This is a genomic window from Croceicoccus esteveae (assembly GCF_031846435.1).
In the GTDB taxonomy this organism is placed as follows: domain Bacteria; phylum Pseudomonadota; class Alphaproteobacteria; order Sphingomonadales; family Sphingomonadaceae; genus Croceicoccus; species Croceicoccus esteveae.
The window spans coordinates 93,125-117,571 of record NZ_JAVRHS010000005.1; the positions used below are offsets into that span (position 1 = coordinate 93,125).

Annotated in this window: 21 protein-coding genes; 12 read left to right on the forward strand and 9 right to left on the reverse strand. The window is 62.4% G+C overall.

Translation table 11 applies throughout. The features are described 5' to 3' along the window. Positions 1–26 precede the first annotated feature (26 nt). A complete protein-coding gene (locus RM533_RS07960) occupies positions 27–548 on the forward strand; it encodes a DUF2141 domain-containing protein (RefSeq protein WP_311340694.1) in 522 nt (173 codons plus the stop codon). A gap of 45 nt (positions 549–593) precedes the next feature. On the opposite strand, the gene RM533_RS07965 is transcribed toward RM533_RS07960, so the two are convergent. The 3 genes from RM533_RS07965 to RM533_RS07975 all read right to left on the reverse strand — a co-directional run bounded on the left by RM533_RS07965 (position 594) and on the right by RM533_RS07975 (position 5,418). After that, positions 594–1,376, reverse strand: coding sequence for an SDR family oxidoreductase (locus RM533_RS07965; RefSeq protein WP_311340695.1), 783 nt, complete (start codon positions 1,374–1,376; stop codon positions 594–596). Between the two features lie 142 nt (positions 1,377–1,518). Further along, positions 1,519–3,375, reverse strand: coding sequence for a DEAD/DEAH box helicase (locus RM533_RS07970; protein ID WP_311340696.1), 1,857 nt, complete (start codon positions 3,373–3,375; stop codon positions 1,519–1,521). A gap of 231 nt (positions 3,376–3,606) precedes the next feature. Further along, on the reverse strand, positions 3,607–5,418 hold the full coding sequence (locus tag RM533_RS07975; protein ID WP_311340697.1) for a coiled-coil domain-containing protein: 1,812 nt from the start codon (positions 5,416–5,418) through the stop codon (positions 3,607–3,609). A gap of 84 nt (positions 5,419–5,502) precedes the next feature. Between RM533_RS07975 and RM533_RS07980 the strand changes: the two genes are divergently transcribed. From RM533_RS07980 to RM533_RS07995, 4 genes are all read left to right on the forward strand, one after another. After that, a complete protein-coding gene (locus RM533_RS07980) occupies positions 5,503–5,670 on the forward strand; it encodes a hypothetical protein (RefSeq protein ID WP_311340698.1) in 168 nt (55 codons plus the stop codon). Continuing rightward, complete coding sequence (locus tag RM533_RS07985) at positions 5,660–8,905, forward strand: DEAD/DEAH box helicase (RefSeq protein WP_311340699.1); 3,246 nt, start codon at positions 5,660–5,662, stop codon at positions 8,903–8,905. The genes RM533_RS07980 and RM533_RS07985 overlap by 11 nt, the downstream gene beginning before the upstream one ends. Positions 8,906–8,933: 28 nt before the next feature. Continuing rightward, positions 8,934–9,632 (forward strand): tRNA (guanine(46)-N(7))-methyltransferase TrmB, encoded by a 699-nt coding sequence (gene trmB, locus RM533_RS07990; RefSeq protein ID WP_311340700.1) that lies wholly within the window; start codon positions 8,934–8,936, stop codon positions 9,630–9,632. A gap of 187 nt (positions 9,633–9,819) precedes the next feature. After that, complete coding sequence (locus RM533_RS07995; protein WP_311340701.1) at positions 9,820–10,587, forward strand: sulfite exporter TauE/SafE family protein; 768 nt, start codon at positions 9,820–9,822, stop codon at positions 10,585–10,587. A gap of 6 nt (positions 10,588–10,593) precedes the next feature. Here the strand turns inward: RM533_RS07995 and RM533_RS08000 are convergent, their stop codons facing one another. Then, on the reverse strand, positions 10,594–10,788 hold the full coding sequence (locus RM533_RS08000; protein WP_311340807.1) for a YdcH family protein: 195 nt from the start codon (positions 10,786–10,788) through the stop codon (positions 10,594–10,596). Between the two features lie 289 nt (positions 10,789–11,077). Between RM533_RS08000 and RM533_RS08005 the strand changes: the two genes are divergently transcribed. The 6 genes from RM533_RS08005 to ftsH all read left to right on the forward strand — a co-directional run bounded on the left by RM533_RS08005 (position 11,078) and on the right by ftsH (position 19,134). After that, positions 11,078–11,233: a YdcH family protein gene (locus tag RM533_RS08005; protein WP_311340702.1), complete on the forward strand. Its 156-nt coding sequence runs from the start codon at positions 11,078–11,080 to the stop codon at positions 11,231–11,233. A 216-nt stretch (positions 11,234–11,449) separates the two neighbouring features. Beyond that, positions 11,450–13,723 (forward strand): phosphoenolpyruvate--protein phosphotransferase, encoded by a 2,274-nt coding sequence (gene ptsP / locus RM533_RS08010; protein WP_311340703.1) that lies wholly within the window; start codon positions 11,450–11,452, stop codon positions 13,721–13,723. 121 nt (positions 13,724–13,844) lie between these two features. Beyond that, the gene (locus RM533_RS08015; RefSeq protein WP_311340704.1) at positions 13,845–14,933 is read left to right on the forward strand and encodes a helix-turn-helix domain-containing protein; all 1,089 of its coding nucleotides are present in this window, start codon (positions 13,845–13,847) and stop codon (positions 14,931–14,933) included. A 152-nt stretch (positions 14,934–15,085) separates the two neighbouring features. Next, positions 15,086–16,075 carry a tetratricopeptide repeat protein gene (locus RM533_RS08020; protein ID WP_311340705.1) on the forward strand — a complete coding sequence of 330 codons (990 nt, stop codon included), beginning with the start codon at positions 15,086–15,088 and terminating at the stop codon, positions 16,073–16,075. 79 nt (positions 16,076–16,154) lie between these two features. Beyond that, positions 16,155–17,096, forward strand: a complete 942-nt coding sequence (tilS, locus tag RM533_RS08025; protein WP_311340706.1) for a tRNA lysidine(34) synthetase TilS — start codon at positions 16,155–16,157, stop codon at positions 17,094–17,096. A 91-nt stretch (positions 17,097–17,187) separates the two neighbouring features. After that, the gene (gene ftsH, locus RM533_RS08030; protein ID WP_311340707.1) at positions 17,188–19,134 is read left to right on the forward strand and encodes an ATP-dependent zinc metalloprotease FtsH; all 1,947 of its coding nucleotides are present in this window, start codon (positions 17,188–17,190) and stop codon (positions 19,132–19,134) included. A gap of 19 nt (positions 19,135–19,153) precedes the next feature. On the opposite strand, the gene RM533_RS08035 is transcribed toward ftsH, so the two are convergent. Then, on the reverse strand, positions 19,154–20,113 hold the full coding sequence (locus RM533_RS08035) for a DUF3667 domain-containing protein (protein WP_311340708.1): 960 nt from the start codon (positions 20,111–20,113) through the stop codon (positions 19,154–19,156). A gap of 112 nt (positions 20,114–20,225) precedes the next feature. Between RM533_RS08035 and RM533_RS08040 the strand changes: the two genes are divergently transcribed. Continuing rightward, positions 20,226–20,468, forward strand: coding sequence for a DUF3072 domain-containing protein (locus tag RM533_RS08040; RefSeq protein ID WP_311340709.1), 243 nt, complete (start codon positions 20,226–20,228; stop codon positions 20,466–20,468). A gap of 122 nt (positions 20,469–20,590) precedes the next feature. Here the strand turns inward: RM533_RS08040 and rpoZ are convergent, their stop codons facing one another. From rpoZ to metX, 4 genes are all read right to left on the reverse strand, one after another. Further along, positions 20,591–20,935: a DNA-directed RNA polymerase subunit omega gene (gene rpoZ, locus RM533_RS08045; protein ID WP_311340710.1), complete on the reverse strand. Its 345-nt coding sequence runs from the start codon at positions 20,933–20,935 to the stop codon at positions 20,591–20,593. Positions 20,936–21,078: 143 nt separating this feature from the next. Further along, entirely contained in the window at positions 21,079–22,593 is a 1,515-nt protein-coding gene (locus tag RM533_RS08050; RefSeq protein ID WP_311340711.1) for a replicative DNA helicase, read from the reverse strand. 54 nt (positions 22,594–22,647) lie between these two features. Continuing rightward, positions 22,648–23,256, reverse strand: coding sequence for a methionine biosynthesis protein MetW (metW, locus tag RM533_RS08055; protein ID WP_311340712.1), 609 nt, complete (start codon positions 23,254–23,256; stop codon positions 22,648–22,650). Continuing rightward, positions 23,253–24,386 carry a homoserine O-acetyltransferase MetX gene (gene metX / locus RM533_RS08060; RefSeq protein WP_311340713.1) on the reverse strand — a complete coding sequence of 378 codons (1,134 nt, stop codon included), beginning with the start codon at positions 24,384–24,386 and terminating at the stop codon, positions 23,253–23,255. Before metX ends, metW begins: the two co-directional genes overlap by 4 nt. Between the last annotated feature and the right edge of the window lie 61 nt (positions 24,387–24,447).

Here is a 24,447-nt window from a genome sequence, read left to right on the forward strand (position 1 = left end):
GGAGCAGGAATTAGGGGAATGACAGCGTGAACTTCAGCATCCAGCGCGCAGGCCGCGCTTTCAGCAAAAAAAGCCTTGCCGGGCTCGCAGCAGCAGCAGTCCTGTCCGTTCTTGCACAAACTCCGGTCAGTGCACAGGCAGCCCTGCCGGCGGGCTGCGCGGGCGATACGAGCGGCGCCAGTCACATCTGGGTCGAAACCAGTGGCGTGAAAAGCTCCGACGGCTATATCACCCTTACGCTCTATGACGATCAGCGCAGCAAGTTTCTTGCCAAGGGCGGGTCGCGCGACGTGGTGCGCGTTCCGGCGCAGGCAGGCACGACAAGGGCCTGCCTGAAGCTTCCCGACAATGGCATCTGGGTCATTGCTGTCTACCATGACGAGAATGCCAGCCGCAAGCTTGACCGGGGGCGTTTTGGCATCCCCACCGAAGGCTTCGGCTTTTCCAACAATCCGAGCACGGTGGCCGGACTGCCGTCGTTTCGCTCTGTCCGCCTCAGTGTGCCGAAGCCCGGGCTGACCACGCGCATTTCCATGCGCTACCTTTGAAAAATACGGGCGGCGCACCAGCGCCGCCCGCTACCTGTCTGCCGATCAGCGCGGGGCCATGCGGATCCCGCCGTCAAGCCGGATGCTGGTGCCGTTCACATAGCTGTTCTCGACCAGGCTGATCGCCATTGCGGCATATTCGGCCGGATCGCCCAGACGCTTGGGAAACGGTACCGATGCGGCGAGCGCGTCCTGCACCTTGTCGGGCATGCTGGCCATCATCGGTGTCGAGAAGATGCCAGGCAGTATGGTGTTGATGCGGATGCCCTCGTTCATGAGGTCACGGGCGATTGGCAGCGTCATGCCCAGCACCCCGGCCTTGGATGCGGTATAGGCCGCCTGCCCGATCTGGCCGTCCTCTGCCGCGACCGACGCAGTCGTGATGATCGCGCCACGTTCTCCACCATCAGCGGCGGCATGGTGCATCATCCCGGCAGCGGCAAGCGCGATACAGCGAAACGTGCCGACCAGATTGATGTCGATCGTGCGCTGGAAAGCCTCGAAGTCGAAATGGCGGATGGTGTCATCTTCGCGGCTGCGTGAGGCGGTCTTTTGCGCCACAACGATGCCCGCGCAGCAGATCAGGACACTTTCCTGCCCCTGATGCTGACGCGATCTGGCAAAGGCGCTCTCCAGCGATGCACTGTCCGTAACGTCGGTATCGCAAAACAGCCCGCCAATGTCGCGCGCCACGGCTTCGCCGCGCTCCCTGTCGCGATCGAACAGCGCAACCCTGGCTCCTTTGGCAGCAAGCGCATGCGCGGTTGCAGCGCCAAGTCCGGAAGCGCCACCTGTCACTATGGCGGCAGTATCGGCGGTGATCTTCATCTTGTGTAGCTCCTCAACATGTCTGCGACAGACGGTGATCTGCATGCCGTGGTTCAGCGGCAAACCCAATCGCTTCGCAGCTCACCATCCCTGCCTGAGCCTGCCCGATCAGTCTCAATGTCTTCATGATTCGTCCGCCCGCTCAATCCGTCTGCGGCTTGCGCTTTGGCGGACCCTTGCGATGCGGCTTTGCGCCCGGCGGTTTGCCCGATGCGTCGCCCCACGGCTTCTTCCCGCCCTTGGCAAAACGACCCTTGCCGCCATTGCCGCCATAGGGGCGCGGATTGTCACGCTGCCCCCCTCCTCCAAATCCGCCTGAACCACCCGGTCCGGCGTTGTCGCGGCGGCCCCCTCCGGCACGGCAATTTTCGCGGGCCTGTTCGCGTGGCGCTTCGTCAGATTGCACGATGCTGACGTCGTCGCCTTCCTGTCCGCCGCTGGCCGCGCCGGTGCGGGCGACGGTCTCGGCAAAGCGGCCCGCAATCGCCTTGGGCACCTGAACATAGGTTTCGCTGGCGGCAATGCGGATCGCGCCGACCTCATCGCGGGTGATGTGCCCGCGCCGACACAGCAGCGGCAGGATCCAGCGTGCATCGGCATTCTGCCTGCGGCCGATGTCCAGCTTGAACCACATGATATCCTCAAAGCCGGGACGATGCCGTTCCTTCTGCGCTGTCTTGCGCGCTTCGGGCGTGTTCTCGATCAGCTCTTCTGGCTGCGGCATGGCGGCACGATGCGCGTGCACCAGCGCAGCGGCGATATCCTCCGGCGATTTTTCCGCCATCAGCCGCGTTGCCAGTTCGCGATCCTCATCGTCGAACTCGACCGGTGCCAGCAACCCCGCCAAGAGGCGTTCGCGGTCCTGCTGGCGAATGGCGGCAGGCGTCGGCGCCTCGATCCACTCCGCCTCGATCCGGGCGCCGCGCAGCATGGCTTCGACCCGGCGGCGCCGCGGATAGGGCACGACAATGACCGCCGTGCCTTTCTTGCCAGCGCGCCCGGTGCGGCCCGAACGGTGCTGCAAGGTTTCGGCATCGCGCGGGATTTCCACATGCACCACCAGCCGCAGCGACGGCAGGTCGATACCGCGCGCCGCGACATCGGTAGCGACGCAGACCCGCGCGCGCTTGTCGCGCAGCGCCTGCAGCGCCTGGTTGCGCTCATTCTGCGAATGTTCGCCAGACAGCGCGACCACGGCAAAGCCGCGCTCCTGCAAGGTCGCGTGCAGGCGGCGGACATTGTCGCGCGTGGCGCAAAACAGCATCGCCGTTTCCGCCTCGTGAAAGCGCAGGAGATTGACCACGGCGGCATCCACATCGGACGGCGAGACCGTCATCGCCTGATAGACAATGTCGCCATGGCCGCGCTGTTCGCCGACAGTGGAAATGCGCAGCGCATCGCGCTGGTAGCGTTTTGCCAGCGACACGATCGGCTTGGGCATCGTGGCCGAAAACAGCAACGTACGACGTGTTTCCGGCGTTGCGTCGAGGATCTCCTCCAGATCCTCGCGAAAGCCCATGTCGAGCATCTCGTCCGCTTCGTCGAGCACGACCGCCTTCAGTTCCGCCAGGTTAAGTGCGCCGCGTTCCAGATGGTCGCGCAGCCGCCCCGGCGTGCCGACGACGATCTGCGCGCCGCGCTGCAAGACGCGCCGTTCGCGTGACGCGTCCATGCCGCCGACGCAGGTGGCGATGCGGGTGCCGGCCTTGGCGTAGAGCCATTCAAGCTCCTTGCTGACCTGCAGGGCAAGCTCACGGGTGGGGGCGATGACCAGCGCGGCCGGCGCCGTGCCGAACACGGTCATGTTGTCCTGCAACAACAGATCCGCCATGGCGAGGCCGAACGCCACGGTCTTGCCCGAGCCGGTCTGCGCCGACACGATCAGGTCGCGGCCAAGCGCCTCTTCCTGAAGCACGGCGCCCTGCACTTCGGTGGGTGTTTCATAGCCGCGTTCGGCCAATGCTTCGCCGAGAATCGGCGCAAGTCCGGTAAAATCCATGGTTCTCGCAATTGATGCGCCACGCCGCGGCAACCGGCAGGCTGTAAATAAAGGATGGCATGAGCCGTTCTGCCGGCAGGATCATTTCGATCAGCACCAGACAGGATCGACGGGCAATGACGAATGCCGCCATTGCGTTGCCCCATACACGTGCCGCGCCCATACATCATTGTGCAGGGCTTTGCATGTTTTAAATGCGGGCCGATTTCAGCTGCGGGACAATCGGGATCGTTACAGCCCCACGGTCTTGAGCATTGCATCCACTGCCCCTTCCAGCCCGTGACGCAGCCCGGAACCGCGTCGGCCGGCCAGCGGCGCCTCCTCGATGATGAGAATGCCGTTGCCCGCCTCCACCCTGTCCTTGAGCAAGGATTGACGCCCCAGGAAATATGGCCAGAAAGTTTCGGTGCGCGTGACGCTGTAGGCAAGGTCGGTGGAAAAGCCGACCAGCTGGTCCTGCGCAAAAATGCGCCCGCGCTCTGCCTGTTCGACCCGCACCCCGCGGCTGCCTTTTACAACGAGGCGTCCGGGGCCATGAAACACCAGGAAACGCAGTTGCATGGTCAGCCAGGCGTTGAGCGAGAAGAGCCGCCAGTGGCTGGTGATCCGCATCCGCCAGCGCTGCTGCTGAACAACAGCGGCAAGCGCCCGCGGGTGGAGCACGCAGGCTGCGCCCCGTGGCAGGGTGACAATGGTCACCTCGGCAAACGGATCGTGCAGCGCCGAAATGGTCGTCACGTCACCCTCACCGCTGATCCGGGTCAGGAAAGTCATGCCGCTTGCAATGCTGCTGAACAGATGGTGCCGGTCGAGCAGCCATTGCGTTTGCTTGACCCCGTGCTGCGAGCTTGTTTGCAGGTAATCCTGCCGCACCAGCAGATACTCCTCCTGCGCAAGCCGGATCGCAACCGATGGCTGGCTGACAGGGGCCGGCAAAATGGCTTTGCCCGCTCCACCTTCTACATCGAGCCGGATCGCACCGCGCCGTTCCGCAATGGGTGCCAGCACGAACCAGAACAGCAGCCTGATGGCATAGGGCGTGACGATGATCAGCAGCAGGGCGAACGCCGCTGCCTTCAGGATCGCAGGCAGCTGGAGACGTTCCGCCTCTGCCACGCTACGCGCGCGCAGCGAATTGCTTGCATTTGCCCGCTCCTGCGCCAGCCGCTGTTCGATATCTGCCGTGACATCTTTGACTGAACCTGCAGTCCAGGCCTGCGCCGCTGCATGGCGTTCCTGCGCCTTGTGATAGGCTGCCGCGATATCGCGTCGGTTGCGCGCCGTGCGTGCCGCCGAACAGGACTGGCGTTCCTGCTGTGCCAGCTGCGTGCCTTCCTCGGTCAGCAGTTCGCGCAATTGTTCATCGATCCATTGCCGGGCTTTGTACCGACGCAGCGCAGCGCGAGCCGTGTCGCACCGGCGCTCCAATGCAAGTGTCGCCTCCTCGCTCGGCGCCGGGCCGGCAGCTTCAAACGCAGCCTGTGCACGATTGCGCAGCATGCCTGCCTGCAATGCGTCGCGGGCAGCAGCAAGCGCGGCAATCTCCTGATCAAGAACGGCAATCTCCAGCTCGGTCTGTTTACGCGTGACAATCGCGCGCGGGTCGATCCGGGCAAGCGGCCCTGTGTTGCTCAAGGTGGCCTGCGCGGCCTGCCGCTGCTTCTGCCGTCGGGCGATTTCCTGCCCAAGCTGCGCCTGCGACAAACTGCGGAACCGCGCGGCGTCCCGATCCAGCCGGGCCTGCGCTGCACTTTGCCCGGCCCGGACCTCGCGCAGTGCGATTTCCAGCGCCTGCACGTTGCGCTGCGCCGCACCTGCCGCTGCCCATTCGCTCCGCAACCACGGCAGCATGAAAGTGGCAGCACCGATCGCCACCACCAGCAGCAGGTAAAGCATGGCCCGCCTGCCAAACCAGCCCAATACGGCTTTCATGCGGGCAACGGCCACCAGGAAATCGCCCGGTCGGCACACCCATGAAGTCGCGTTGTTTCCATCATTGCCGCCATGCCAGCAATTGCGTTGCCGGGAAATGCCCTGCGCCACCTTCCGACAAGGGCGCGTGCGGAACAAGGCAAGCGGAAAGTGAACGGACCAATGCTTGATACCGCAATGTCCGGCAGGCCAGCCATGAACGGGCCACACGTGAACGGGCCAGACGTGAACGGGCCAGACGTGAACGGGCCAGACGTGAACGGGCCAGACGTGAACGGGAACGTCGCCGAGGAAATTCCGTTCTGCCGGTTCTGCTTACAGGAGCAAAGAGACCTGCCCATGCTATCTCACCATGTCATCTGACGCCAACGCGATCACGCGCCTTACGGCATCACCCGTAACGCCGGTTGCCGACATGGGCACCTGCGAAACCGCTGCTGCGCTGGCCGAAGCCTTGACACAAGGCGATCTGTTGCTGGCTGCGGCCGATGAACCGCGTGCCCGCTCCATTTATGAAAGTCTGCGCGCGTTGGCCCCCGATGCGGTGGTCGCGTTCGTACCATCGAGCGATGCACTGCCGGGCGAAGCTGCTCCCGCTTCGCCTGCCAATGTGGGAGAGCGCGTCTCATCGCTGCGCCGGGTGCGCCAGGCGCTTGCCGCCGAGGATCGCCTGCCTGTTGCGCTGATCACGACGGGTGAAGCGATTGCCCGGGCATATCCGCCACCAGACGCTTTTGCCGCATTGCCTCCCAGCGCCAGGGTTGGCGCCCCGGTTGATCTCACCAGACTGTGCGGCGAGCTGGAAGAAATCGGCTATTTTCACGATGAGCGGGTGGATGAGCCGGGAGAGATCGCCTTGCGCGGGCAGGTGCTGGACATTTTTCCCGCCGATGCCGCCTGTCCCTTGCGGATCGAGGAGCAGAACGGAACCATCATCGGCATCAAAATCTACGATCCATTCGACCAGCGCACCATTGAGGCGTTACAGCATTGCGAGATCGGCCGCGCATCCGAGCCATTACTCCAGGATGGCGGCGTATCGCTGCTGGCGCACCTGCCCCAAGCCCGCATCATGGTGCCGGCAGCGGCGGACGACCGGCGCAAGCGCTTCCTTGCCTTGAGCGAGGATGCAGCACGCCACCGGCCCCAGGCAGTGCCTGCCATCATAACAGAGGAGCGCTGGCAGGAAGTTTGCGCGGCCCGCGAAATTCTGGCGCTGCACCGTCTTGCCGCGCCACCGCCCCGCTTCGCCGAAAGCCGGTCCGCGTTTCGACAATTCGTCCGTTTGGCAAGGGCGGAACGTGATGCCGGCAATCACATCGTGATTATCGGCAGCGCTCGCGATCTGCGCTTTTTGCAACGACGGATCGGGTCCGTGATGAAGGAGGAGCTTGCCTACGTCACGCGGTGGCGTGATATTCCTGAGAGTGCCTGTGACAAGATCAAGGCCATCATCGCGCCTGCGGATCGGGGATTTTACAGCGGTGGTCCAGTCTCTGGTCCCTTTGCGGGAACGACCATAATGGCGATTGCCGCCGCCGACCTGCTGGGCAGCCGAGCCGAGACCACATCGGGTTCCACCTTGCAGGCAGTGGAGGCACTGTCCGGTTTTGGCGATATCCGGATCGACGACATCGTCGTGCATGAGGACCATGGCATCGGCCGCGTTGCCGGATTGGAGCCGATGCCTGCCCTCCCCGGTGAATCGGAGGGGAGCGGCGGCGATGCGATCGTGCTTGCCTATGCCGATGACAATCTGCGGTTGGTGCCGGTGGCAGAAGCCGACCGCATCTGGCGCTATGGCGCAGAAGCCGACGCTGTCACGCTTGACCGGCTCGACGGATCCAGCTGGCACCGGCGGCGTGCCGATATTGATGCAGCGATTGCGGAAAGTGCCCGCGCCCTGTCTGAACTTGCTGCTGCCCGTGACAGTGAAACAGCGCCTGTGCTCGACCCGCCGAGCGATGCTTATGAGCGGTTTGCTGCAGGCTTTCCGTTCACTGAAACGCCCGATCAGGCCAAGGCAATTGCAGCAGTGCGCGACGATCTTGCCGCCGGAAAGCCGATGGACCGGCTGGTGATCGGAGATGTGGGGTACGGCAAGACCGAGATCGCCTTGCGCGCCGCCGCCATTGCCGCTCTGTCCGGCAAACAGGTTGCGCTTGCCGCGCCCACGACTGTTCTCGCCCGGCAGCATCTGGAAACCTTTGCGCAGCGTTTTGCCGGCAGCGGTATCATTGTTGCCGGGCTTTCCCGCCTGGTTGGCGCGGCGCAGGCCCGCCACGTAAAGGCAGGGCTTGCCGATGGCTCGGTTCACATCGTCATCGGCACAGGCGCCGTCGCAGGCAAGACGGTTTGCTACAAGGATCTTGGCCTGGTCATCGTGGATGAGGAGCAGCGCTTTGGCACCAGGGACAAGGAGAAGCTGCGCGCCATGTCTGCGGGCCATATGCTGTCCCTGTCGGCCACGCCCATTCCGCGCACCTTGCAAAATGCGCTTATCGGCCTGCAGCAATTGTCGGTGATCGCCACGCCGCCTGCCCGGCGCCAGCCAATCCGCACCACTGTCGGCACATTCGACACCGGGCAGGTGCGCAGTGCGATCCTGCGCGAAAAAGCCCGGGGCGGACAAAGCTTCGTCGTCGTCCCGCGGATCGAAGATATGGAGCCGGTTGCCGAACGGCTTGGCCGGCTGATGCCTGAGCTGGAGCTGTTGCAGGCACATGGCCGCATGCCGGCAGGCGAAATCGATGAGGCGATGGTGCGGTTCGGCAGGGGAGAAGGCGATATCCTGCTTGCCACCAACATCATCGAGGCCGGGCTCGACGTGCCGCGCGCCAACACCATGGTAATCTGGCGCGCCGACCGGTTCGGCCTGTCGCAGCTGCACCAGTTGCGCGGCCGTGTCGGCAGGGCGAGCAGGCGCGGCCATGTCATGCTGCTGACTGACCCCGATGCGAGCATCGCGCCGCGCACGATGAAGCGTTTGCGGACGCTGGAAGCGTTCGACCGGCTTGGCGCAGGCTTCGCGATCAGCGCGCGCGATCTTGACATGCGTGGCGCGGGCGACCTCCTTGGCGATGCGCAGGCGGGGCATATGAAGCTGATCGGGATCGATCTCTACCAGTTTCTGCTTGAAGCCGCGCTGCGCACGACGCGCGGCGAACAGGTGGAACGCTGGACCCCGGAACTCAACCTTGGGGTGGGCGGCACCCTGCCGGAAAGCTGGGTTCCCAATCCTGAACTGCGCGTCACGCTCTATGCAAGGCTGGCCCGGATCGACGATGCATTCGATCTCGATGCCTTTGCCGAAGAGCTGGAGGACCGGTTCGGCGCCATGCCGGAGGAAGCGCGGCGGCTGCTGGCGCTGGCGCGGGTGCGTGTGTCTGCAAAGGCAGCGTCGATTGCGCGCATCGATGCAGGTCCGGCAGCCATCGCGCTGACGCCGGCAAAGGATTTTGCCGGCAATGCAGCGGCAACGCCGCTCGTACGCAAAGGCGACCGCCTGCTTCTGCCGGTGGAAATCGCGGATCCCGACGAGCGGCTGGAGCAGGTGGCACAGCTTGTCGAGATGCTCCTGCCGGAAGGCTCGACCTGACACAGGAACGCGGCTATCGGCCCTGCGCATGACTGCGAACAAGCCTGGCGATCCCCTTACTCTCAACCGTCTGTACGGGCGATCGAAAGGCAAACGGCTGCGCGATGGTCAGCAGGCACTGCTCGACCAGCTTTACCCGAAGCTGCGTGTGCCCGCGGATGGACCAGTAACAGCTGCAAACCTTTTTGGCAGCGATCGGCCCATGCATTTCGAGATTGGCTTTGGATCGGGCGAGCATCTGGCGGCCCGCGCGGACATGCTGCCCGACCACGGCTTCATCGGCGCAGAACCCTTTGTCAATGGCGTGGTCGGCGCACTGATGCATGTGCGGGATCAGGCGCTGCCCAATGTGAGGCTGCACATGGGCGATGCGCTTGAGGTGCTGGCTCGCGTACCCGATGGCAGCCTTTCGTTTGTCTATCTGCTTCATCCAGACCCATGGCCCAAGGCGCGACACGCCAAGCGGCGGATGATGAACGATGGTCCCGTGGACCTGATCGCGGCCAAGCTGAAGCAAGGCGGCGAGTTCCGCTTCGGCACCGATCATCCAATCTATCTGCGCCACGCGCTGATGGTGATGCAGCGGCATGTCGGCAGCTTCGAGTGGCTGTGCCGTACTCCTGAGGATTTCTCCACCCGGCCAGGTGGCTGGCCGCAGACCCGTTACGAAGTCAAGGCGCGACGGCAGGGGCATGAGGTGTGGTATTTCAGATACCGTCGGCGGTAAGTTCGCGCTGCCGGTGTTGCGTGCGAACGCTCCCTGATGCCTGATGGCGAATGCTTCATGCGGCTTTTATGTCGGCATCGGCGTCGATGGAAATGCAAACTTCGCACAGGTGCATAAATTCTGCGTCGGCGGCACGCGCAAGAGCGCGTAATCGCATTGCTTCTGCATAGAAGCTGGATACGCGCTTATGGAACTGGAGCATATCGGGCTCTTTGCTGACATGCTGCCCTATATCGGTATCGGTTTTGCAGCGCAGCTGATCGACGGAGCGCTGGGCATGGCTTTCGGCGTCATCTGCAACACGCTGCTGGTGGGCATCCTCGGCATGCCGCCCGCGCTCGCCTCTGCCAAAGTGCATGTGGTGGAGTGCTTCACCACGGCAAGTTCGGGGATCAGCCATCTTTACCAGCGCAACATCGACCGCAAGCTGTTCCTGGGCCTGCTGGTTCCCGGCGTCATCGGCGGCACTGCCGGAGCCTATCTGCTGACCAGCATCGACGCATCCGTGGTGCGTCCGTTCGTGCTGGGCTATCTGACGCTGATCGGTATCTACTTGGTGATAAAGGGATTGCGGCATCCCGGCAAACCGCGTCCTGCCCGTCATGTCGGCCCGCTTGGCCTGGTCGGCGGGTTCCTCGATGCAGCAGGCGGAGGCGGCTGGGGGCCGGTGGTGACATCCAACCTGCTGGTCCAGGGGGTCGAGCCGCGCAAGGTAATCGGCTCGGTCAGCGCGGTAGAATTTTTCCTCACGATCGCGGTATCGGCAGTATTCATCTTGCAAATCGGCATTGCCGATCTTGTGGGCCCGACGCTGGGGCTGATCGTGGGCGGAGTCATCGCCGCTCCTGCCGGAGCTTACGCTGCCCGCAGGGTGGCGGTAAAGCCATTGCTGACGCTGGTAGGCGTGGTGCTGACGATCACCAGCCTTCTAGGTATCTGGAGGACCTTTGGCTGAACCTGATCATGCGATTATATCGGGGATGAGCGTGTCTTCGAGCAGCATGATCTGGTCGCGCAGTTTCAGCTTGCGCTTTTTCAGCCGCGCGACCTGAAGCTGATCGGCCGGACTGGCGAGCAGCGCATGGATCGCGGCATCAAGATCGCGATGTTCCGTTCGCAGCGTCTTGAGCCAGGCGCGCATCTCGTCTTCGGTCATTGTGTTCCTGTCGTACCCGGGCCGGTCGAGCGGCGCAGCCGTGGGGTGGTTTTCAATATCGCCAATTGCGCCGCTGCCCTGCCACATGGCGGCGCATGGAAGCAATGCGCGACTGTATCTATGCCTCGCTCCATCGCATGACGGCGCACGCTTCATCCTGGGCTTGCTGCAATAAAGCTTCGCAAAACAGTTGCGATATGATTTCATCACAACTGGCGCGGAACTGCGATTCGCTTGCTTGAACAGTTCCGCAGGGTTGCTTTGCAACAGTCAGCAAAAGGAGCTTTTCATGATCTCTACGCATTTGGATGCACTGCAGGACAGGCACGCGGGACTTGAACGCAAGATCCGACAGGAGCAGACCCGGCCCGTGCCCGACAGCACACGCATCCAGACGCTCAAGCGCGAGAAGCTACGCATCAAGGAGGAGATTTCCACCTCCTGACGTTTGCGGTTCGTTTTGCAGCGTAACGGCAGCCCCGCGTCAGCGGTGCTGGTGGCGCAGCGAAATTGTCACTGAAGGCCAGGCGCCGGAGCGGAAGAAGCGCTTCGGCGGGCGGGCCGATACGGCTTGGACGAAAAGCCGGATGCGACACCTGCCAGCCATGGCACAGGACCACAGCGCGTTTGCCAAACCCGCCGCATGCGCTACTTATCGCTGATGCCTGCTTCCTCATCCGCTGCCCGTACAATCCTGACCGGACTGCATGAAGTCATGGCGTCACGGCTTGGCGCGCAGGCAAAGCTCAACCAGGTAGTCGAAATCATTGGCGAAAGCCTCGATAGCGAGGTTTGCTCCATCTACCTGCTGCGTGAAGGGATGCTGGAACTGTTCGCGACCCGCGGGCTGAACCAGGAAGCCGTTCATGTCACCCGGCTTGCCATGAACGAAGGGCTGGTCGGTGCGCTCGCGCAGAATATAGAGACGCTCAACCTTGCCGAGGCGGCAACCCACCCGAATTTTTCCTACCGCCCGGAAACAGGCGAGGAACGGTTCCATTCCTTTGCCGGCGTGCCGATCGTCAGGAAAGAGCGCAGCGTCGGGGCACTGACCGTGCAGCATGGCGATCCGCGCCGGTATGAAGAAGTCGAAATAGAAGCATTGCAGACCGTTGCGATGGTGCTTTCGGAATTCATCTCCAATGCCGACCTTATTGACGAGCAGGAAGGTTTTGACGCCAACCCGCAAATGAACGGCCCGCAGCAGCTTACCGGCATGACCCTGGTCAAAGGTCTTGCCCGGGGCAGCGCTGTCTATCACCAGCCGCGCATCACCATCGACCATGTCATGGCCGATGACACAGAAGCGGAACGCCAGCGTGTGTACCGCGCCTTCGACCGGATGCGCGACCAGATCGAGGCGATGGCCAATCAGGCTGAATTCGGGGTCGAGGGCGAACACGCCGAAGTCTTGCAGACTTACAAGATGTTTGCCTATGACGAAGGCTGGTCGAGGCGCATCAACGAGGCTATTGACAGCGGCCTGACCGCAGAAGCGGCCATAGAACGCGTGCAGCAGCGCACCCGCATGCGCATGCGCCAGATCGACGACCCGCTCCTTGCTGACCGGATGCACGATCTTGAGGATTTGGCCAACAGGCTCCTGCGGATCGTATCGGGGCAGATGGGGACCGCAGCCTCGATGGGGCTGAGACAGGATACCATCCTGATCGCGCGCAATCTGGGCCCGGCCGAACTGCTTGAATACGACCGGAGGCGGCTCAAGGGTGTGCTGCTGGAGGAAGGATCGCTGACCAGCCATGTGGTGATTGTCGCGCGTGCGATGGGCATACCGGTGCTGGGACGCGCGCGTGGCGTGCGTGCTGTTGTACGCGATGGCGATGAAATCCTGCTCGACGCCACGCAGGCGCTGGCGCAGGTTCGCCCGGTGCATGCAGTTGCACAGGCATTCGAGACGCGCTCGCAGCGCAGCCGCGACAAGCAAGCCAGCTATGCTGCGCTGCGCGGTGTGGAACCGTTCAGCCGCGATGGCGAACGCATCTTTGTCATGATGAACGCCGGCTTGCGCGATGACATACCCATGCTCAATCTGTCCGGGGCCGATGGGATCGGGCTGTTTCGTACCGAATTCCAGTTCCTCGTCTCCGCCGCGCTGCCGCAGCGCGAGAGGCAGACACGACTCTACCGCGAGGTGCTCGATGCCGCTGGCGACAAGCCGGTGGTGTTTCGCACGCTTGATATCGGCGGCGACAAGTCGCTTCCCTATCTGCGCAAGGATGGCGACAGCGCCGATGAAAATCCGGCCATGGGTTGGCGGGCGCTGCGGCTGGCCTTGTCGCGTGAAGGGCTGATGAAGGCGCAGGCGCGATCCTTGCTCGAGGCGACGGCAGGCCGCACCTTGAATGTCATGTTCCCGATGGTATCCGAACCATGGGAATTCGATGCAGCAAGGAACGTCTTCGAACAACAATTGGCCATGATGAAGCAGCGGCGCCGACCGCTGCCGGAATGCATCCGGTATGGAGCCATGCTGGAAGTGCCCGCGCTTGCCGAAATGCTCGATGTGCTTGCGCCCAGATTGTCGTTCCTGTCCATCGGCACCAATGATCTGACGCAGTTCCTGTTTGCCGCCGACCGGTCCAATCCCCGTCTTGCAGAACGTTACGATTGGCTGAGCCCCGCGATATTACGCTTCGTCCGCAGGGTTATCGGTTCGCTTGCCGGACACCGGATCGACCTTACCGTATGCGGGGAGATGGGCGGGCGCCGGCTCGAGGCACTTGCGCTGATCGGACTTGGTGTCCGGCGGCTTTCCATCACGCCTGCCGCGGTCGGGCCGCTCAAGGAACTGGTGCGGAAAATCGACACGCGCGAGATTGCCGCGGCAATGGAACGCTGGCTGTCGGAGCCGGTCAGCGACTTGCGCACGCAGATGATCCGCTGGGCGGAGGAGCGTGACATCGAATGGGACTGAGAGAATGTCTGGATGTGATCGAGGCAGTAAGAAGCATGTCGAAACGGACCGGCTATCCCTTGACAAGCGGGCCAGTCTTGCCTGTGTGTAGCATCGATGCGCAGCGAAAGGCAGGGTTCTGGTGAACGATAACAATGAACGGCGCGACCTGGGCAGTCCTGCTGCTGGCCCTGCACCGGACTCCCTTCCTGACACGGCCCGCGATCCCGACCTTGCCGGCGACCCGGCAGGCGGCGTGACCATTTCCGTCGTTCCCAAGGCACATGCCGGCCCGAATGAACATACTGGTCCCAACGAACATACAGGCCCGAACGAACATACAGGCCCGAACGAACATACAGGCCCGAACGAACATACTGGCTTTGATGGACACGCGGGCCATGCAGAACCTGTAACCATCGGCATGCAATTGCGCCAAACGCGCGAGAAGCAGAATCTGTCGCGCGAAACCATTGCCGAACGGACACGCATTCCCGAACGGCATTTGCAAGCCATTGATGAAGGAAAGCTCGCCGGACTGCCTGGCCGCACCTATGCAATCGGCTTTGTGCGCAGCTATGCCCGTGAACTGGGCATGGACGAAGCAGATGCAGTGTCTCGTGCGCGTGCCGAACTGGGCCTGCTCGCACCAGCGGCACCGCCCCCCCGGATCGAGCATATGGAGCCTGGCGATCCTGCCCGGATCCCGTCAGCCGGGCTTGCTTGGGGTGTCGCCGCCTTGCTGATCGCGGTCATGGTAGCAGGGTTTTTCCTGTGGCGCGGCTGGTTCATGCCGGCAGCGCCAATGCCGCAGGTGATCGTCAGCGAGCCTGAAACGCGCGCCATTGTCGCAGGACAGGCAACAGCGGCTGGCGGATCCTCCGCTACCGCCGCTACCCCTGTGAGTGCCACAGGGCCAGTCGTGTTCACGGCAACCGAGGACGGGGTCTGGGTGCGCTTCTATAATGCAGGAGGAGATCGTCTGCACGAAGCGTCCTTGGCCAAGGGCGAAAGCTACGCCGTGCCTCAGGATGCACCGGCGCCGCAGATCTGGACCGGCCGGCCCGATGCGCTGGCAATCACCATCAACGGGCGGGCGGTGCCGCCGCTTGCCCGGGAGGTCAAGGTGGTGCGCGATGTCCCGGTCAGTGCCGCTGCGCTGGCGGCGCGTCCGCCGGGGCCGGGGGTGCCACCAACCAACGTGCAGCCGCCCGGCAGCGTCACCGGCTAAGCCATTCTGCCTTGTTCGGGCCTTCTACTCCATGACAGGCCACAGGATCAGGCGAAACTTTCACGCCGGATGTTCAGGCCCGGTTTCATCAGCGTTCGGCAAAGCTGCCGTGCCCGCTTTGCTTCTTGACCCAGAAAGGTTTGTTCAGACCCATGGCACCCCTTAGTTTCCGCCCTCTCCTTGCCCGGCGCGCAGGTTGGCTGTTGGGTATTGCCGCAATCACCCTGCCCATGGCCACGCCGCCCGCGCTGGCCCAGAGCGCGGAAGAAATGCGTGTGCGCAAGTTGGAGCAGGAGGTAAAGGCGCTGCAGCGCAAGGTGTTCCCCGGCACCGATGGCAGATATTTCGAGCCGCAGGTGACCGCACCGCAGCTACCGCCTAACACTGCGGATATGGCAAGCACCGGACCTGTTGCCGATCTGCTCGCCCGCATGGACGCGGTGGAAGCAGCGCTTTCAAGACTTACTTCCCAAACCGAGGTGAACGGCAATGCGCTTGCCTTGCTGAACGCGCGAGTTGACAATCTGGAGCGCAATCGTGAGCAGATGCTGACGGCCGGGCCAAACGGCAATTCCGCTGGCTCTTCCTCATCAGGCAATGCCGAAAACATCCGCTACGCCGAGGAGCTTGCGTCTCCTCCGGCTGCAAGTGCAGGCACAGCCACGCAAAGCAACATGAATGCGATGGCCACAACGCGCAGCGCAGCCCCTGCCAACAGCGTTGCTGCAGCTGTTGAACGGCCGCAGACAGGCGATGCGGCGGATGATGCCTATGTTTATGGATACCGCCTCTGGGACGCAGGGCGCCATGCCGAAGCCCGCAAGGAACTTGAAGCGATGATCAAGGCCTATCCGAAACACCGCCGGGTAAGCTGGGCGCGCAACCTGATTGGCCGATCCTATCTGGATCAGAGCCAGCCCAAGCCTGCGGCAGAGTGGCTTTTGAAGAATTACCTAGAAGATCGCAACGGCGAGCGGGCATCGGACAGCCTTGTGTACCTTGCCTCTGCCACGCTTCAACTGGGCAACAAGGCCAAGGCTTGCGAGGCTCTGGAAGAGTTCCGGCTGGTTTATCCATCCGATGCGGATGGTCGCCTTGCCTCCACCTATACGCCAATTGCACGCAAAGCCGGTTGCAATTGATCGCAATGGCGCACCGCTGACATCTGATCCTCGGCCTGATGGTCTTCAACTCGACGATTTAATGGGCACGGAACAGGACATGCGCTTTGCGGCCGATTGCGTGCAAGCCGGCATCGCGGCGGACGACCGGCTGTTGCTGGCCGTGTCAGGTGGGGCCGACAGTCTTGCGCTCCTTGTACTGGCCCGGCGCGCCATGACAAACCGGATCGCGGTGGCAAGCGTGGACCACGGGTTGCGGGCAGAAGCAGCGGCTGAAACAGCGATGGTTGCCGATGCCTGCCGGCGAATGGCGGTGCCGCATCATTGCCTCAGCGTGACGGTTCCGACCGGAGGCAATCTGCAAGCCGCAGCCAGAACGGCGCGCTATGCGGCGCTGGCACGCTGCGCCCGCTCCGCCGCGATTGATACCATCGTCACCGCGCATCATGCTGATGACCAGGCCGAAACCATGCTCATGCGCATGGGACGCGGCGCGGGCACCCGAGGTCTTGCAGGGATGCGCGCCAAGGCCGCAGTTCCCGGTTCGCCAGATCTGCGGCTCAGCCGGCCCTTGCTGACCTGGCGACGAAGTGAGCTTGCCGCCGTGGTGTCTCACGCCGGACTGCTTCCCGTGCACGATCCTTCCAACGCTGACCTCCGCTTCCTGCGGGTGCGGGTGCGCAGCTGGCTCGCTGATGCACCGGACGGGATCGACGCCGGGCGGCTTGCCCGGTCCGCCGCAATTCTGGCCCAGGACGACGACGCGCTGGACTGGGCAGCACAGCGTGAGTGGGATGCGCAGGTCACGATCGCCGGACACCGCGCCACGTACACGCCGCTTGCCCCCATGGCGATCCGGTTGCGGGTGGTTCGCCGCCTGCTCCTGCTGCTCAGGACCCAGGGTGATCCGCGCGACGACGAGATCACGCGCCTTTTGCTCATGCTCGAGGCGGGCAAGACAGCGACTTTGGCGGGATTGTCGTGCAGGGCAGAGGACAGCGCGTGGCAGTTCGCGCCTGCTCCACCCCGCCGCACGGGCTGACAGCGCCTCCCTTTCTTTTGCCAGTTGTGCTTGCTTGTCATTCGGCCCTGCGCGCTTACATTGGCGAGGTAGAAGGATGGGAATCCACCAGATGAACAATGACGAACAGCCGCGCGGCAATCCCTGGCTCAAGAGCCTGATGATCTGGGGCGGTATTTTCCTTGCCCTGTTGCTCGTGGTATCGATGTTTGGCGCGCCGAAGGAAAACCCGGGCACGCAGATACGCTATTCCGATTTTCGCGATCGCGTGACTGAAGGAAGCGTAAGCGAGGTGCAGATCGGGGATCGGCGTATCACCGGCACCTTGAAGAACGATCAGACTTTCACGACAATTCCTGTGACCGGCGATGCTGGGCTTACTGATCTTCTCGAAGCGAACGAGGTTGAATATTCCGCCACGGTTCCCGAGGAAGGCAGCCTGCTTGCGGCAATTTTCGTCCAATTGCTGCCGTTTCTGCTGATACTCGGCATTGCGTTTTTCGCGCTGCGCCAGGTGCAGAAGGGTGGCGGCGCTGGCGGCGCGATGGGCTTTGGCAAATCCAAGGCCAAGATGCTGACCGAGAAATCGGGACGGGTGACCTTCTCCGACGTGGCCGGCATTGACGAGGCGCGCGAGGAACTGGAGGAGATCGTCGAATTCCTGAAGGATCCCTCGCGCTTTTCCAAGCTTGGTGGCCAGATCCCCAAGGGTGCGCTGCTGGTCGGATCGCCCGGCACCGGCAAGACGCTGCTGGCGCGTGCCATTGCCGGCGAGGCGGGCGTGCCGTTCTTCACCATCTCCGGTTCTGACTTTGTCGAAATGTTCGTCGGCGTCGGCGCCAGCCGGGTGCGCGACATGTTCGAGCAGGCCAAGAAAAATGCGCCCTGTATCCTGTTTATCGACGAGATCGATGCCGTCGGGCGTAGCCGGGGCCATGGCCTTGGCAATTCCAACGACGAACGCGAACAGACATTGAACCAGCTCCTGGTCGAGATGGACGGGTTCGAAGCGAACGAAGGCATCATCATCATCGCGGCGACCAACCGCCCTGACGTGCTCGATCCTGCCCTGCTGCGCCCCGGTCGGTTCGATCGCCAGGTGGTGGTGCCCGTGCCCGACATCGAAGGGCGCGAGAAAATTCTCGACGTGCACATGAAGAAGGTGCCGCTGGCGCCTGACGTGAATGGCCGGACCATTGCGCGCGGCACGCCCGGATTTTCGGGTGCCGACCTTGCCAATCTTGTCAATGAGGCAGCGTTGCTGGCGGCGCGGCGCAATAAGCGGCTGGTCGCCATGCAGGAGTTCGAAGACGCCAAGGACAAGGTCATGATGGGAGCGGAGCGCCGCTCCATGGTGATGACCGAAGACGAGAAGAAGATGACGGCTTACCATGAAGCTGGACATGCGCTTGTCGCGCTGAACGAGCCTGCTTCTGATCCGATCCACAAGGCTACCATTATTCCGCGCGGTCGTGCGCTGGGCATGGTGATGCGCCTGCCGGAACGTGACAGCTATTCCTATCATCGTGACAAGATGCATGCCAATCTTGCCGTTGCCATGGGTGGGCGCGTCGCCGAGGAACTGATCTTCGGCTATGACAAGGTGTCGTCGGGAGCGTCTTCCGATATCCAGTACGCGACTGACCTTGCCCGCAACATGGTGACCAAATGGGGTATGTCGGACAAGCTTGGTCCCTTGCAGTACGAAGCGAGCCAGGAAGGCTATCTCGGTATGGGTCAGACGCAGCGCACGATGGCGTCGGATGAAACCAACCGGTTGATCGACGGCGAGATCCGCAAGCTGGTCGACGATGCGCACAAGGCGGCCGATGACTGCCTGCGCGATCAGGAGGACAAGCTGCACCTTCTGGCACAAGCCATGCTGGAATACGAGACGCTCACCGGCCATGAAATCCGCCAGCTTCTCGACGACGGCAAGATCGACCGTCCCCAGGAGCCGACCGGTCCGGCGCGCCCGGTTTCCACAGGAGGTATTGGCGTGCCGAAGGCGGGGCCGAGGACCGGATCGGCCGGAGCCCCTGCACCGCAAGGCGCATAGCGGCACCTATTGGCCGTGTTCAGCCAAGAATTCCGAGAAGAACCAGCAGGATCAGGAACAGGCAGAGCGAAAAAAGAGCAAAGACGAGCACGGCACCGGTACGCCACAATGCGGACCCGGTGCCGAGTTCGTATCCATCCCTGATTTGCCGGAACATGTGCCATGGGATGATGACTGCGGCCGCCACGAGGATGACGCCTCCCGCGACGCCGAGGGCAGCGGCAAGGCTCAACACGATGAACAACAGCGAAACGAAGCTGATCGAGTAGGTGACGAACACCGAATGATCGTAAAATCCGAACCGCCGTTTCCAGAAGAACAGCAACCAGACCAGGGGAAGCGAAAGCGGGACAAGCAGCCAGGAAAACTTGTAGGCGCTCGATTGCAGCTTGTAGAGCATGAGCGACGGGTTCTTGCGCCATTTGGCAAGCATGTGGGACAGCGCGGATGAATCCCCGACGGGTTCGTCGGCAAGTTCACCCATGACGGCGATCTCCCGATCCACTTCCTTCATGCGTCTCACAAGGTTCGCACGCTCCCGATTTCCTTGCGGCAAGGTGCGGATCTGCTGCTCCAGTCGCGCGCGTTCTCGTTGGCCGGTGGCAAGCTGCGTCCGCACTGCGGCGGTGTTTTCCGGGCCAATCTGGATATCGGCAGGTGGGGAATATCCAAGGATTGAGAACACGAGAAACATGGCGAAGATCGAAAACAGGAACATGCCCATGGGGGAGACGAATTTCTTGCGCTCTCCATCAATGTAGCGCCGGGTGAGGACGCCGGGGCGCCATGTCAGCAGCGGCAGCGTCCGCCAGACAGGTCCATCGAGGTGAAGCACGCCATGAACAAGATCGTGCATCACGCCTGCGAATGTGTTGTGCAGATGGGTTACCTGACCGCAATGCCAGCAATGGGGGCCAATGATCGCGGTGCCGCAGTTGCGGCATGTTGCGTCACCCGTGCCATCATCATTTCGCACCATCTCCACGCCTTGATCCTCCCGAAAATGGATCGAGGAGATGCACCGGCCGTGTGGAAATTTCTAGCGGAACAGAATGCGAACCTGCGGGTTGCCGATGGTAAAGGAGATCATGATGAGCAACCCCGACAACAACCGCCCAACCCAACATCCCAAAGCAGAGCCTACTTCTAATGCCGAGAAGGATCCCGAAAACTGGGTCACTGGCAATGAGGCGATGACCGGCGCACAGGCGAGTTATCTCAAAACGCTGAGCGAAGAAGCCGGCGAGCCTGACGCCTATGACCCGGATCTCACCAAGGCCGAGGCGTCACAGAAGATTGATGAGTTGCAAGAGGAAACCGGTCGCGGGCAATAATCTGCGCCTCGTGACCAGCCTTTAGTATAAGGAGCAACCGGGCAGGTTACGCTCGTGCGACAAGCGTAACCTGCCCGACCGCTCTCCTGGCAATCAGCCCCTAACAATCAGCCCCTTGGCAATCAGCCTTCGTAATCAGACCCGATAGAATTGTTGCGGGGGGGGGCAGCGGCAGTCAGTCGCAACGCTTCGGCGGAGCGGCTGAGCGATCCAATCTCATCGACCTCATCATCTTCTTCGATGGCAACCTTCTGCAAGCCGGCAATGGCTGTTTCCTTCAGGTGCTTGGGCTTGACTGTCTGTTCCGCAATCTCGCGCAGCGCCACCACCGGATTCTTGTCCCGGTCACGATCGACCGTCAATTCCGCACCGCTCGATATCTCGCGGGCGCGCTGCGCGGCAAGAAGCACCAGGTCGAACCGGTTCGGGATCTTGTCAACGCAATCTTCGACGGTAACACGCGCCATCAAGGCACTCCGTAATCATGAGGTGTCGGGAAAGAGCGCTTCATAGCGTCCTTCTGCACATGAAGTCAAGAAACACCGCCCATGCAACAGGTCCGCGCTGGCGCGCAGCCCTCTGCCCACCTGAGCAGCAGGGGCGGCCCGCGCTAATCGTAGGAATGGGCGTAGCTGTCCGGAGCCAGATCGGAAAACCGCGTGATGCGCGGCTCGAAACGCATGCGCACCTTGCCGGTGGAGCCATGCCGCTGCTTGGCCACGATCAGTTCGGCCAGGCCATAGACCCGCTCCATTTCGGCAGCCCATGATGCGTGCGCCTCGTGCGTCTTTACGTCATCGCTTTCCACCGGCCGTTTGGGCTCCTTTGCAGCGACGTAATAATCCTCACGAAATACGAACAGCACGATGTCGGCGTCCTGCTCGATCGAACCTGATTCGCGTAGATCCGACAGCATGGGCTTCTTGTCTTCGCGCTGCTCCACGGCCCGTGACAATTGCGACAGCGCCAGCACCGGCACGTCAAGCTCCTTGGCCAGCGTCTTCAAGCCGCGGCTGATCTCGGATATTTCGTTGACCCGGTTGTCGTTGGCCCGGCCCGAACCTTGCAGCAATTGCAGGTAATCAACCACGATGAGGCCGATATCGTGCCGCCGCTTCAGCCGGCGAGCGCGGGCGCGCAGTGCCGCAATGGTGAGCGCGGGCGTATCGTCGATGTACAAGGGGAGCGCCACAAGTTCCTGGCTGGCGCGCGACAAGGCTCCAAAATCGTCGCGGCTGATCTTGCCCATGCGCAGGTTTTCCGAGCTTATGCCCGACTGTTCGGCAAGAATGCGGGTGGCCAGCTGATCCGCGCTCATCTCCAGGCTGAAGAAGGCCACTGCCGCGCCAACCGATTCGCTGCCATCAATACCATCGGCAACATCGCGCCGGAACCGGTTGGCTGCGTTGAAGGCGATGTTGGTGGCAAGCGCGGTCTTGCCCATGCCCGGCCGGCCGGCAAGGATCAGCAGGTCGGAGTTTTTCAACCCGCCGATCTTTTCATTGATGCTGGTCAGCCCCGTCGTCACGCCCGAAACATGCCCGCCGGAATTGAACGCCTGCTCGATAAGCTTGATCGACATGCGCGACACGGCAGCAAAGGTCTGCGTTTCCGTGCCGGTCGCCGCCCCTTCGGCGACCCGGTAAAGCGCGCTTTCCGCCCGCTCGATCTGGCCCATCGGGTTCACGTCCTCCGACGTGTCCAGCGCATCGGTGACCAGCTGCCGGCCAACCGCCACCAGTTCGCGCAGCAGAGCAAGCTCGTAGATCTGTTCGGCCAAGACGCGCGGCGCGATCAACCCCTGTCCGTCGGCGGTCAGCTGCGCCAGATAATTGACCCCGCCAAGCGCCTTCAGCCCCTCGTCAGCCTCGAAATAGGGTTTGAGCGTTACCGGTGTGACCACGGCCTTGCGATCGGCCAGATGCAGGATGCGTTCATAGATGCGGGCGTGCAGCGGTTCGAAGAAATGTTCCGGGATGAGCTGCTTGGGCAGTTCTTCCATCACGCTATTGTCGATGAGGATCGCGCCGAGAAAAGCCGCTTCCGCCTCCACATTGGAGGGCAGCGCACGCGATTCGATGTCGCCCTGGGACGGACGCAGCAGAGTCATTCCGGAAGTTGCCATATCCGACAAAATGCGCGCAGCGCGCGCCTGCGGCAAGCACGTTATTTTGGCAAATTATTCCACAGGCTGTGCAGAGTGTCTGGACAGCAGGAAAACCGCAGATTCGGCCAGCAGGTTTGCTGATCGTGCAGCGACGCATCCGCTGGACGAAAGGAACCATTCCTGGTCAACGACAAGGCCCCGACGGCGGAGCAGCGCACGAAAATCGCTGACAGTGACATGATGAATATTGGGCGTTTCATACCAGCTCATCGGCAGCAGCCGCGTCACCGGCATGCGCCCTGCCAGCATCAAGGAGGCACGCACCCGCCAATGCGCGAAATTGGTGAAGGAGACAAAGGCGCGGCGCCCGATCCGCAACATCTCATCGATGACCAGATCAGGCCGGCGCGTGGTCTGCAAGGTCTGCGACAGCACCACGTAATCGAACCCGCCATCGGCGTAGAAGCCAAGATCGGCATCTGCGTCTCCCTGCATCACCGACAAGCCGCGCGCCACGCAGGTGGCCACTTTGTCCGCGTCGATTTCAAGTCCGCGAGCGTCAACCCCGTGTTGGTCCTTGAGTGCAATCATCAGATCGCCGTCACCGCAGCCGATGTCGAGCACCCGGCTGCCCGGTCCGATCCGGTCAACGATGGTGGCAAGATCGGGGCGCAGGATCACTGAAGAAAGCCCCTTACCATCCGGTCGAGCGCCGGCACATCGAGGAGAAAGCTGTCATGTCCAAATGGCGCGGACAGCTCCACGAAACTGACCGGAGCGCCGACGGCGTTCAGCGCATGGGCAATGCGCCGCGATTCTGACGTTGGGTAAAGCCAGTCGGTATCGAAGCTGACAAGGCAGAACCGCGCCGGTGTGCTTGCAAAGGCATGCGTCAGACTGCCGCCATGTTCTTCGGCCAGATCGAAATAATCCATGGCTCGGGTGATATAGAGATAGCTGTTGGCATCAAACCGGTCGGTGAAGGCAAGCCCCTGATAACGCAGATAGGATTCCACCTGGAAATCGGCATCGAAGCCGAATGTCTTGGCGTCGCGGTCCTGCAGGCGTCGACCGAACTTTTCAGTAAGCCCCTGTTCCGACAGATAGGTGATGTGCGCCGCCATGCGGGCAACGGCAAGCCCCGCATCGGGACCTTTGCGCGTACCGCCATTCTCGCTCGTGACCGCCGAGCTGTAATAATCGCCTGCCTGCCAGCCCGGGTCCGCCATGATTGCCTGCCGCCCCAGCTCGTGAAAGGCGATGTTCTGGGCCGAGTGACGCGATGTGCTGGCAATGACCAGCACTGCACCCGCACGGTTCTTGTAATTGGCCGCCAGACTGAGCGCCTGCATTCCGCCCATGGAGCCGCCTATGACGCCGTGCAATCGTTCGATGCCCAGCGCATCGAGGAGCGCAATCTGCGCGCGCACCATGTCGCGAATTGTTATGACAGGGAACCGCATGGCGAACGGCTGACCATCTTCGGCAAGGTCAGCTGGTCCGGATGACCCCATGCAGCTGCCGATGACATTTGCGCACAGGACGAAGAACCTGCTTGTGTCGATAGGCTTGCCCGGGCCGACCATGCGATCCCACCACCCCGGCTTGCCGGTTCGCGGATGCGGTGAGGCGACATGCTGGTCGCCTGTAAGCGCGTGACAGACCAGGATCGCATTGTTGCGCGCGGCATTCAGCGTGCCATAGGATTGATAGGCGATGCGCACCGGCCAGAGCACGCGACCGCTATCCAGTGGCAAGGGCTGGTCAAGGTCCAGCACCTCGCTGGAGGAATGTTGAGGCACACGAGCCATGATCCGGGCGGATTGGGGGCAAAGCATTGCCTCTGTCAATGTCGCGCGGGCGCCGGGTGCC

Excerpts from the sequence above, each read along its gene's own strand:
- RM533_RS07980 (WP_311340698.1), top strand. The coding sequence starts at position 5,503 with ATGAACGGGCCACACGTGAACGGGCCAGACGTGAACGGGCCAGACGTG.
- RM533_RS07965 (WP_311340695.1), bottom strand. The coding sequence starts at position 1,376 with ATGAAGATCACCGCCGATACTGCCGCCATAGTGACAGGTGGCGCTTCC.
- ptsP (WP_311340703.1), top strand. The coding sequence starts at position 11,450 with ATGCCTGCTTCCTCATCCGCTGCCCGTACAATCCTGACCGGACTGCAT.
- RM533_RS08040 (WP_311340709.1), top strand. The coding sequence starts at position 20,226 with ATGAGCAACCCCGACAACAACCGCCCAACCCAACATCCCAAAGCAGAG.
- RM533_RS08005 (WP_311340702.1), top strand. The coding sequence starts at position 11,078 with ATGATCTCTACGCATTTGGATGCACTGCAGGACAGGCACGCGGGACTT.
- rpoZ (WP_311340710.1), bottom strand. The coding sequence starts at position 20,935 with ATGGCGCGTGTTACCGTCGAAGATTGCGTTGACAAGATCCCGAACCGG.
- ftsH (WP_311340707.1), top strand. The coding sequence starts at position 17,188 with ATGAACAATGACGAACAGCCGCGCGGCAATCCCTGGCTCAAGAGCCTG.
- RM533_RS08050 (WP_311340711.1), bottom strand. The coding sequence starts at position 22,593 with ATGGCAACTTCCGGAATGACTCTGCTGCGTCCGTCCCAGGGCGACATC.
- metX (WP_311340713.1), bottom strand. The coding sequence starts at position 24,386 with ATGGCTCGTGTGCCTCAACATTCCTCCAGCGAGGTGCTGGACCTTGAC.
- RM533_RS08020 (WP_311340705.1), top strand. The coding sequence starts at position 15,086 with ATGGCACCCCTTAGTTTCCGCCCTCTCCTTGCCCGGCGCGCAGGTTGG.
- trmB (WP_311340700.1), top strand. The coding sequence starts at position 8,934 with ATGACTGCGAACAAGCCTGGCGATCCCCTTACTCTCAACCGTCTGTAC.
- RM533_RS07970 (WP_311340696.1), bottom strand. The coding sequence starts at position 3,375 with ATGGATTTTACCGGACTTGCGCCGATTCTCGGCGAAGCATTGGCCGAA.
- RM533_RS07995 (WP_311340701.1), top strand. The coding sequence starts at position 9,820 with ATGGAACTGGAGCATATCGGGCTCTTTGCTGACATGCTGCCCTATATC.
- RM533_RS07985 (WP_311340699.1), top strand. The coding sequence starts at position 5,660 with ATGTCATCTGACGCCAACGCGATCACGCGCCTTACGGCATCACCCGTA.
- tilS (WP_311340706.1), top strand. The coding sequence starts at position 16,155 with ATGCGCTTTGCGGCCGATTGCGTGCAAGCCGGCATCGCGGCGGACGAC.
- RM533_RS08035 (WP_311340708.1), bottom strand. The coding sequence starts at position 20,113 with ATGGTGCGAAATGATGATGGCACGGGTGACGCAACATGCCGCAACTGC.
- RM533_RS08000 (WP_311340807.1), bottom strand. The coding sequence starts at position 10,788 with ATGACCGAAGACGAGATGCGCGCCTGGCTCAAGACGCTGCGAACGGAA.